The organism is Mycobacterium sp. E2238 (assembly GCF_001672665.1).
GTDB lineage: Bacteria > Actinomycetota > Actinomycetes > Mycobacteriales > Mycobacteriaceae > Mycobacterium.
Genome location: NZ_LZKF01000122.1, coordinates 1 through 9,368 on the forward strand (window position 1 = coordinate 1; position 9,368 = coordinate 9,368).

Below are 9,368 nucleotides of genomic sequence, written 5' to 3' on the forward strand. Positions count from 1 at the left end.
GCACGACGATCTGCCCGACCAGCAACCGCAGCCGCAAGGACCAGGCCCGCCGCGCATTGGCCGACGGTCGCGACCCCCTTCGCCCGGCTTCGCCGCGCTTGCGATCGCTTCTGGCCGACGGTCGCGACCCGCTTCGCCCGGCTTCGCCGCGCTTGCGATCGCTTCTAGCGAGCCGGCTTGAGGACATAACCCGCGCCACGCAGCGTGTGGATCATGGGGTCGCGACCGTTGTCGATTTTCTTGCGCAGATACGAGATGTAGAGCTCGACGATGTTGGACCTGCCGCCGAAGTCATAGCTCCACACCCGGTCGAGGATCTGGGCCTTGCTCAGCACGCGCTTGGAGTTGCGCATCATGAATCGAAGCAACTCGAACTCGGTGGAGGTCAACGCAATTGGCTCGCCGGCCCGGGTGACCTCGTGACTGTCCTCGTCGAGCACCAGATCACCGACCACCAGCTGCGCGCCGCTGTCCACCGTCGTCACTCCCGTGCGTCGCAGCAACGCCCGCAGTCGCAGCACCACCTCTTCGATGCTGAACGGCTTGGTGACGTAGTCGTCGCCGCCCGCGGTCAACCCGGCGATGCGGTCTTCCACGGCGTCCTTGGCCGTCAGTAAGAGCACGGGCAGCTGCGGGGTCTCTTCGCGCAGCTTGTGCAAGACATCGAGCCCGCTCATATCGGGCAGCATCACATCGAGGACGACCACGTCGGGGCGTTGGGCGCGGGCGGCGGCGATGGCGGATGCCCCATCGCTCGCGGTCGCGATGTTCCAGCCCTCGTAGCGCAGCGCCATCGACACCATTTCGGCAAGCACCGACTCGTCGTCCACGACCAATACGTTGATCGGGTTCCCATCGGCACGACACATCACGACCCGCTCGACGGAGGATCGGGGATGCGTCACAAGTTCCAGTATGCGCACCGCCCTGAGCCGCCGCTATGGCCTACCTTTGCGCACCCTGTGAACGGGATCGCGCGACCGCTCAGCGGTCGCGCGATCCCGTTTTCCCGGCGAAGTGGCTAATACCAGTAGCGCCGGCCGGCGACTGGGCGGCCGATCGAGCCCATAATCCACAGCACGGCGCCGATGACGAGCACGACGACGCCGATCTCCCAAAGCAGGGGGACGCTGAACACAAACCCGAGAATAAGTAGGACTACGCCGAGGACGATCATGACGACTCCTTTAGGTGAGGGGCACTAGGACACCAGGCATTGAACTGGGCTGCGGAACATGGCAGTCCTTGACTTTCGGGTTGACGCCCCCGTAATTCAAAGGCCCCGCGATGACGGTCAACGCAATGTTTCCCGCCGTTACACAACTGGTTGAGTCACCTTTGAAGTAGTCGCGTTGCCATGCCGCAAACACCCCGATGAGCAGCCATACCAGGGCAATGGTGCCGATGATTCCGCTGCCACGCATGGTGACCTCCAATGTGGTCGAGAAAAATTTCTCGTGGACCATAGTTACCCATTCGACTTGTGTCTAAACCTTGGTGAGGGTGAATTCGGCAGTGTGCCAGCGGAGCCCGGGGGACTAAGTGCGGTCGGCGAGCCACGCCGTGGCCCGCCTCTTCGACGCCCGCGAAAGCCACGCGTCCTGGATGAGCTCGGCCAGTTCGGTCCTGCCGATTTCGGGTAGCCGGGCGGCCCGCACAAGTACCGATGGATGTCCGGCAAAGTGGTCGGTGGTGAAGAACGGCGAATCGGGATCCTGGGTCAGCGCCAACTTGTCGCTCTCCGACTCCACCCAGAGCATGATCACGTCGGCATAGCGCTCGCCGGTGGCCGGATCGATCGCGTCGGGCTGGGGCGTGCGGAAGAACACGAACGACTTACCGCCCACCTGATAGATGGCGTTGCCCTTCGGACCCTCCAGGCGCTGAACGTGCGGCATCGACGCGGCGATCTTGTGCACGTCGCTTTCTCGGGCGGGTCGATCGGCCACACCGGCGAGGGTAGCGGCCGTGACACCCTAGCCGCGCCGCTGCGCGGACACGTACAGCGTGGGCGGCATCGTGTGTTCCGCTTCCTGCGGAACGTTGCGGCCGTAACGAGCCATCAACTCCGAAAACGTCGCCGTGGCGACGTCCCAGCCCCGGTCTCGCAGCCAGCCGTCGACGGCGGTGCGCTCTTCGGGATACCAGAGATCGTCGTAGTCGGTGATCTCGGAGTCGACCAGCTTGGCGGCCGCGGCTCGCATGCGCTGCATGTCCTCGCGCTGGCGCCGGACGAGCTCGGGATCGGTGAATCCCGCGCCCGGCACGTTCGAAGCCAGCCAGCTGCCGTCCGCGCTGAGGGAATGGATGCGCTCGAACAACAAGTCCTGGGCCTGGGCGGGCAGGTAACGGACCAGACCCTCGGCCGACCAGGCGGCGGGCTTGGTCGGGTCAAATCCTGCCTCCTGCAACGCGTTCGGCCAATCCTGCCGCAGATCGATCGGCACGTTCACCAGGCGTGCCTTCGGTTGGGCACCGTGCTCGCGCAGCGTGTTGGATTTGAAGTCCAGCACCTTTGGCTGATCCAGCTCGTAAACGACCGTGCCGTCGGGCCACGGCAGCCGCCAGGTGCGCGCGTCCAATCCGGCGGCCAGGATCACCACCTGCCGCACGCCGGAGGCGGCCGCGCCCAGGAAGAACTCGTCGAAAAAGGCTGTCCGCGTGGCCATGAAGTCGATCATCAGCTGGATGCGCGTACTCACCTCCGGCTCCAGCTCCACCGCCTTGGCCAGGAGTGCGGGATCGGCGTAGATGCTCCACATGCCTTCGCCCGCGGCGTCGACGAACACGCGCGCGAACGGGTCTTTGATGAGCGGGTTGGCGCTCTCGGTCTCGGCGGCCCGCGCCGCCGCGACACCCAGTGCGGTGGCTCCCACGCTTTGGGTGATGTCCCAGGAATCGTTGTCGGTACGCGGCATCGCCAGTTCCCTTCACGCGCGAGTCAGTTAGTTCCGCACACTATTGTTCCAGCCTCCGCCGCCCGGGGCCCCTTCGCGAGGGTGGCCTACGCTTTTTCCCAGACGGCCCACAGGGTTGCAGAGGAGCGCTGGCATGACGGAAGTGTTTGCCCCGATCGGCACGGGCCCCGCGTGGATGCGGTGAACCTGGACGCCGTCGCGGCGTGGATGTCCGAGCAGGGACTCGGCGAAGGCCCGCTGGAGGATGTTTCCGCCGTCACCGGTGGAACGCAGAACGTCATGGTCCGGTTCACCCGGGCCGGCCGGCCCTATGTCCTGCGCCGGGGGCCGCGACACCTGCGTCCGCGGAGCAACAGCGTCATCCTGCGGGAAACGAAAGTCCTTGCGGCACTGGCCGGTTCCGACGTTCCGCACCCACACCTGATCGCCGCCTGCGAAGATCCCGCCGTGCTGGGCGACGCCGTCTTCTACCTGATGGACCCAGTCGACGGGTTCAACGCCGGCGAGGGACTGCCGCCGCTGCATGCGGGCGATGCCGCCGTGCGGCACGGCATGGGCCTCTCGATGGCCGACGCGCTGGCCAAGCTGGCCGCCGTCGACCACGTCGCGGTGGGGCTCGCCGACTTCGGCAAGCCGGAAGGCTTCCTCGAACGCCAGGTGCCGCGCTGGCTCTCGGAGCTGGACTCCTACAGCGACTATGACGGCTACCCGGGACCGGACATCCCGGGCATCGAGGAAGTGTCGGCCTGGCTGGAGCGCCATCGGCCGGCGACGTGGACGCCCGGCATCATGCACGGCGACTACCACGCCGCCAACGTGATGTTCTCCCGAACCGGGCCGGACGTGGTCGCCATCGTCGACTGGGAGATGTGCACGATCGGCGACCCGCTGCTGGATCTGGGCTGGCTGCTGGCCACTTGGCGCCAGCCCGACGGTTCCACTGTGTTCAGCCACGCCCTGGGCGGTCAGGACGGATTGGCCAGCACCGACGAACTCTTCCAGCGCTATGCGGCCAACACCACCCGCGACTTGTCGCATATCACCTGGTACACGGTGCTGGCCTGCTTCAAGCTGGGCATCGTCATCGAGGGGACACTCGCCCGGGCCTGCGCGGGCAAGGCCGAAAAGGAGGTCGGCGACCAGCTGCACGCCGCGACGGTGCACCTGTTCGAGCGCGCGCTGGGCATGATCGAGGGCCAGCGCTGATCCACTAACATCTGCGTTCGTGCCGCCTTATCCCGAGGAACCCGACTACTACTCCGAGCCCACCCAGGCCGCGCGGTATGGCGGCGGGTATTACGACGAGCCGGCGCCCCAGCCCGAGCCGCCGACTCCGTGGTACCGCCGCCCCGCGGCGCTGGTGGCGGCCGGCGCGATCGGGGTGATCGTGCTTGCGCTCGTGGCCTTTGCGGTGGTCAAGTTGGTGGCCGGTTCGCCCGCGCATAGTCCGGCAGCGACGACTACGACCACCGCGCCGACCACAACGGTGACGACCACCACGACCACGGAGCCGCCACGGCACCACGGTGGTGGCGGCGGCGGTGGTGGCGTCCCGACCGAGACCGTCACCGAGACCGCCCCGCCCCCGAGCTCCGACACCCCCACCACAACGGAAGCGCCGAGCACCGTTACGGTCTCGCCGAGCACCGACACCAGCACCGTCACGCAAACGCAAACCGTGACCGTGCCGCCCCGTCGCGGCCCGTTCGGGGGCCCGTTCGGCGGACGCTAGCGGTCGGGAGCCGTCACAGTTTGGCGCCCAGCCCGGCGACCATGTTGATGGTGACCGCCAGGATCACCGCGCCGAAAAGGTACGACAGCAGCGCGTGTCGTAAAACGGTTGCGCGCAGCCGAGAGTTGTTGATCTCGGTGTCGGAGACCTGAAAGGTCATACCGACGGTGAACGCCACATATGCGAAGTCGAGGTATCGCGGCGGATGTGGGTCGTGGAAATCGATGCCCCCGGCCTCGTCGGAGTAGTAGAGGCGCGCGTAGTGCGCGGTGAAAAGCGTATGCACGGCAAACCAGGACGCCACCACGGCCAGAATGCCCACGCCCGCTGCTGCGAGGGCTTGGGCGCCCGAATGTGTGCCCGCCGCGACTACGTATCCGACCCCGCCGAGGCTGCCCAGGCTCGCTGAGACGATGACCACGTCGGCGAGCAACCGGGTGGCGTCCTCGCGTGTCGCGTGCCGAGCGGTGCGTTGTGCGTCCATCGGTCCGATGATCAGCCAGCTCCACGCCACGTACACCGCTGCGGCCACCACCCAGCCGAGCAGGGCGAACCTCCAACCGAGCGCATCAGCGATGGCGACCGCAGCCGCGGTTCCGGCTATCAAGGCAACAAAGAGCCGCACCGCGACCGTGTCACGGAGAAAGCGCACATAGGAAGTCACAGCATCGACTTAAGCAGATGCCGCAGCTTGCGACCGGTCGAACGAGGTCCCCAACCGCGGTCGACCGAGGTCTCCGGGAGCGCGGGGAGGGATTCGAGCCCTCGACCCTTTGTTGGTGATCGCTTATCGCCCAGCATATTTCGGCCGGGGTTTTCATAGCGCGCGATTTGCCCAATGCCCGCGCCTCGAGGCGCTCATACTGGTCACCGTGAAGCGCCTAACCCGTAAATCCCGTGTCGGATTCCACGGGATAGTTGCGGCTGCCGTTGTTTTCGCGAGTGCCGTCGGCTGCGCGAGTGAGCACAATCGTGGTGCGTCCACACCAGGACCGACACCGGCGTCCGTCACGCATTCAAACCTTCCGTACGACAACACTCCAGACGTTGCCCCCGCGCAGGAGCAGAGTTTTGTCAATGTCACCAACGGGTTCGGGCTGGATCTGTTCCGGCGCATGTCGGCGGCCAGTGAAAAGAACCTGGTCTTCTCTCCACTGAGCCTCAGCGTTGCGTTGTCGATGGTCTATGCCGGCGCCGCCGGTGACACCGCGGCCGAAATGAAAGCCGCTTTGCGCGATCCGTTCGGCAATGACACCTACCACCGTGCCATGAATCAACTGCTGCGCGAACTGCGCTCACGCAATCGCACCGCGATCTCCGCCGACGATCCGAGGAGTATCGAGCTGGCGATGGTCGACCGGGTTTGGCTGCAGCGTGGCATGTCGGTTCGCGCGCCGTTCCTCGACATCCTCGCCACCCAATACGACGCGGGCGTGCATCTCGCCGACTTCAAGGGCAACCCCGACGGCCAACGAGTCGCCCTCAACAGCTTCGCCAGCGACGCGACCAAAGGGCAGATCAAAGACCTGATCCCGCCGGGCGTCATTGACGAGTCGACGCGTGCGGTGTTGCTGAACGCGGCCTACCTGAAGGCGAGCTGGGACAGGCCATTTCCGACAGAACTTACGGCCGACGGCAGCTTCCGCCTCACGCCTCAGGCAACGGTCACCGTGCCGATGATGCACAAGGCGAGTTCGCTGCGCCACGCGGCTGGGTCGAATTTCCAGGCGGTGGAACTTCCTTACGTGGGCGACGACCTCAAAATGCTGGTCGTGGTGCCGACCGAGGGACAGCTGCAGGCGGTCCGCAACAGCATCGACGACGCTTGGTTCCGCAACTTGTCCTTTGTGCAGGGGCCGGTCAGCCTCACTTTGCCCAAGTTTCGCATCAGCTGGGGACCCGAGGAATTCAAGGAAACCTTGGCAGCGGTGGGGATGCCCCGCGTATTCGACCAGAACCGCGCGGACTTCTCCAACATCACCACCGACGAGAAGCTGTACATCCCACGGGTGCTGCAGAAGGCCTTCGTCGGGATCGACGAGTTCGGTACGGAAGCCGCAGCCGTTTCGACGGTCATCGGTGGCGGGTTTGGTCCGGTCGAGGAAGTGACGGCCGATCACCCATTCCTGTTCGCCATTGTCGACAAGACCGGCGCCGTGGTCTTCGCGGGGCAGGTGATGGATCCGCGCTGAAGCACGGCGCTAGTCCGCAATCACGTTGGCGGGAAGGGGTTTACCCGGCGGCGTTGCAAGGCCGGAAGCTTCCCGCCGACGCGGTGCGGGGACCGCGGCGACAACCGGGGCGACAGGATTTGGCCGAGCCGTGCGGCGACCCAGCCGGGTTCCGTCAGACCTGAAGGCGCAACAGCGTTGGACCGCTTACATCAAGGTGCAAGTGGTGACGCCTGCGGTTGTGGTGCAACCGCAGCCCGACATCAGCAAGGCGCTGGAGGCGATCATCAGGGCGGCGAGGGTTCTGGTGACACGGGACATGGCACTCAACTCCGATGGTGTGTGCGGAACTGAATTAATCGCCCGAGGCCCTTAACATACGCCCGCCGGCGACAGCGTGGGGCAATTCCGCAGATTGTCGATCGCGCCCATCGAGCGAGATCGACAACGTCATACCGAGTGAGCGCGCCCGAAGGGATTCGAACCCCTAACCTTCTGATCCGTAGTCAGATGCTCTATCCGTTGAGCTACGGGCGCCCGTGTTCAGTTGTCTTGCGTCGCGTTCCTCGAAAAGACCAGCGGAGGCGAGAGGATTTGAACCTCCGGTCCCCTTTGAGGGGGACAACTCATTAGCAGTGAGCCCCATTCGGCCGCTCTGGCACGCCTCCCTTGGACTGTTTGAGGGTACCCGACCCCTTTCCGGTCTCGCGGAACCGGCCATAGCGTACACATCCGCGACATAAACTGTCGAAGTGACCGCTCGCCTGCGTCCCGAACTGGCCGGACTGCCAGTCTATGTGCCCGGCAAGAACGTGCCGGGCTCGATCAAGCTGGCCAGCAACGAGACCGTGTACGGCCCGCTGCCCAGCGTGCGGGCGGCGATCGAGCGCGCCGTCGCCGTCGTCAACCGCTATCCGGACAATGCCAGCGTGGACCTCAAGGCGGCGTTGGCCATGCACCTCGGCTCCAACGTCGCCCCGGAGCACATCGCGGTCGGCAGCGGTTCGGTCACCTTGTGCCAACAGTTGGTGCAGATCACCGCATCCGCCGGCGACGAGGTGATGATGGGCTGGCGCAGCTTCGAGTGCTACCTGCCCATCGTCCAGGTTTCCGGCGCGACCGCGGTCAAAGTGCCGCTGACCGACCACACGCACGACCTCGACGCGATGCTCGCCGCGATCACCGACCGCACCCGGCTGATCTTCGTCTGCAACCCGAACAATCCGACGTCCACGGTGGTCGACCCGGACGCCCTGGCCCGGTTCATCGAGGCAGTGCCGCCGCAGATCCTGATCGCCATCGACGAGGCCTACGTCGAATACATCCGCGACGGCATGCTGCCCAGCAGCCTGGAGCTCGCACTATCCCGCAGCAACGTCGTTGTGCTGCGGACCTTTTCCAAGGCGTACGGCCTGGCGGGCTTGCGTGTCGGTTATGCGATCGGCCACCCCGACCTCATCACCGCGCTGGACAAGGTGGTCATGCCCTTCGCCGTGACGAACGTCGCCCAGGCAGCCGCCATCGCGTCGCTGGAGGCCTCCCACGAGCTGGCGGCCCGCACCGACGCTCTGGTGGCCGAGCGCACCCGGGTCAGCGCCGGGTTGCGCGACGCCGGGTTCACGCTGCCGCCCTCGCAGGCCAACTTCGTCTGGTTGCCGCTGGGTGCCCGCACCGCGGACTTCACCGAGCAGGCCGCCGACGCTCGGCTGGTGGTACGGCCGTTCGCGGGCGAGGGGGTGCGCATCACCATCGGTGCGGTGGAGGAGAATGACGCTTTGTTGCACTTCGCCCGCGACTGGATTTCCCGCACCGAAGCTTAAGGAGCACTCCATTGGACTTGGCGCGCAAGCAGTTCACCGAGTTCAAGGAGCGCGAGGGCGAGATCCCCGACACCGAGCTCGACGACTTCTGGGCCGGCCTCGAGCCCGCGACGATCGAGGGGATGCTGGGTGAGTGGAAGGGCGGCGAGTTCCGCACCGGCCACCGGATGAACGGCCAGCTGGAGAAGGCGGGCTGGTTCGGCAAGACCTTCTCCTCGGCCCGCGACGTGCAGCCGCTGGTATGCCTCGACGCCGACGGCAACAAGTTCTCCAACAAGGAGATGGGCAAGGGCGAGGCCAGCCTGTGGCTCGAAGAGTTCCGCGGGGAGGTCACTGCGACGATGGTCTACGACGGCCAGCCGGTGCACGACCACTTCAAGAAGATCGACGACGATGCCGTGATGGGAATCATGAACGGCAAGGGCGTCCGGGATAACGGCCGGTACTACTACTTCTACCTCGAACGCGTGTAGCGGCTGAGCCTTCGAATGTGCGGCTGGACGCACATTCGGCGACCAGTGCGCGGCTGGACGCACACTCGGCCAAGCGACGAGCGTTACCGCGCGGGGTTGCGGCCGGTGAACGCGACCAACTGCTCGAGCGCGCCGGCATCTTCGGGCACGTCCACCGGGTCGTCGAACCCCGCGCCGCCGCGGAACTCCGGCCTGATGACCTTGCGCGCCAGCCCCAACACGTACTCGGACAGCGGCTCGGGCGCGTTGATCTC

General features: G+C 65.8%; 11 protein-coding genes, 2 tRNA genes and 1 pseudogene. 5 read left to right on the forward strand and 9 right to left on the reverse strand.

The annotated features are described in order from the left end of the window. Window positions 1–164: 164 nt before the first annotated feature. From A5711_RS10310 to A5711_RS10325, 5 genes are all read right to left on the reverse strand, one after another. Window positions 165–869 carry a response regulator transcription factor gene (locus A5711_RS10310; protein ID WP_066954966.1) on the reverse strand — a complete coding sequence of 235 codons (705 nt, stop codon included), beginning with the start codon at window positions 867–869 and terminating at the stop codon, window positions 165–167. Window positions 870–1,021: 152 nt separating this feature from the next. Next, window positions 1,022–1,177 carry a DUF6131 family protein gene (locus A5711_RS27205; RefSeq protein ID WP_090419013.1) on the reverse strand — a complete coding sequence of 52 codons (156 nt, stop codon included), beginning with the start codon at window positions 1,175–1,177 and terminating at the stop codon, window positions 1,022–1,024. Window positions 1,178–1,187: 10 nt separating this feature from the next. Beyond that, window positions 1,188–1,436 (reverse strand): hypothetical protein, encoded by a 249-nt coding sequence (locus A5711_RS10315; protein WP_046182738.1) that lies wholly within the window; start codon window positions 1,434–1,436, stop codon window positions 1,188–1,190. Window positions 1,437–1,538: 102 nt separating this feature from the next. Next, window positions 1,539–1,949: an MmcQ/YjbR family DNA-binding protein gene (locus A5711_RS10320; protein WP_067946087.1), complete on the reverse strand. Its 411-nt coding sequence runs from the start codon at window positions 1,947–1,949 to the stop codon at window positions 1,539–1,541. Between the two features lie 27 nt (window positions 1,950–1,976). Next, window positions 1,977–2,918 (reverse strand): class I SAM-dependent methyltransferase, encoded by a 942-nt coding sequence (locus A5711_RS10325; protein WP_067946089.1) that lies wholly within the window; start codon window positions 2,916–2,918, stop codon window positions 1,977–1,979. A 207-nt stretch (window positions 2,919–3,125) separates the two neighbouring features. On the opposite strand from A5711_RS10325, the gene A5711_RS10330 reads away from it, so the two are divergent. Both A5711_RS10330 and A5711_RS10335 read left to right on the forward strand, forming a co-directional pair. Continuing rightward, entirely contained in the window at window positions 3,126–4,124 is a 999-nt protein-coding gene (locus A5711_RS10330; protein ID WP_231987456.1) for a phosphotransferase family protein, read from the forward strand. A gap of 19 nt (window positions 4,125–4,143) precedes the next feature. Further along, window positions 4,144–4,650 (forward strand): hypothetical protein, encoded by a 507-nt coding sequence (locus A5711_RS10335; protein WP_067946095.1) that lies wholly within the window; start codon window positions 4,144–4,146, stop codon window positions 4,648–4,650. A gap of 13 nt (window positions 4,651–4,663) precedes the next feature. Here A5711_RS10335 and A5711_RS10340 read toward each other — a convergent pair whose 3' ends face one another. Next, window positions 4,664–5,314, reverse strand: a complete 651-nt coding sequence (locus A5711_RS10340; protein ID WP_067946097.1) for a DUF1345 domain-containing protein — start codon at window positions 5,312–5,314, stop codon at window positions 4,664–4,666. 208 nt (window positions 5,315–5,522) lie between these two features. Between A5711_RS10340 and A5711_RS10345 the strand changes: the two genes are divergently transcribed. Beyond that, window positions 5,523–6,842, forward strand: coding sequence for a serpin family protein (locus A5711_RS10345; protein WP_156744857.1), 1,320 nt, complete (start codon window positions 5,523–5,525; stop codon window positions 6,840–6,842). Window positions 6,843–7,285: 443 nt separating this feature from the next. On the opposite strand, the gene A5711_RS10350 is transcribed toward A5711_RS10345, so the two are convergent. Beyond that, window positions 7,286–7,358: transfer RNA gene (locus tag A5711_RS10350), tRNA-Arg, on the reverse strand. A gap of 42 nt (window positions 7,359–7,400) precedes the next feature. Next, window positions 7,401–7,489, reverse strand: a tRNA-Ser gene (locus tag A5711_RS10355). An 84-nt stretch (window positions 7,490–7,573) separates the two neighbouring features. Between A5711_RS10355 and hisC the strand changes: the two genes are divergently transcribed. Both hisC and A5711_RS10365 read left to right on the forward strand, forming a co-directional pair. Then, a complete protein-coding gene (gene hisC / locus A5711_RS10360; RefSeq protein WP_067946101.1) occupies window positions 7,574–8,641 on the forward strand; it encodes a histidinol-phosphate transaminase in 1,068 nt (355 codons plus the stop codon). An 11-nt stretch (window positions 8,642–8,652) separates the two neighbouring features. Continuing rightward, window positions 8,653–9,114: a DUF4334 domain-containing protein gene (locus A5711_RS10365; protein ID WP_067946103.1), complete on the forward strand. Its 462-nt coding sequence runs from the start codon at window positions 8,653–8,655 to the stop codon at window positions 9,112–9,114. A gap of 83 nt (window positions 9,115–9,197) precedes the next feature. Here A5711_RS10365 and A5711_RS10370 read toward each other — a convergent pair. Next, window positions 9,198–9,368 (reverse strand): annotated as a pseudogene (locus A5711_RS10370) (TIGR03086 family protein); the annotation flags it as partial.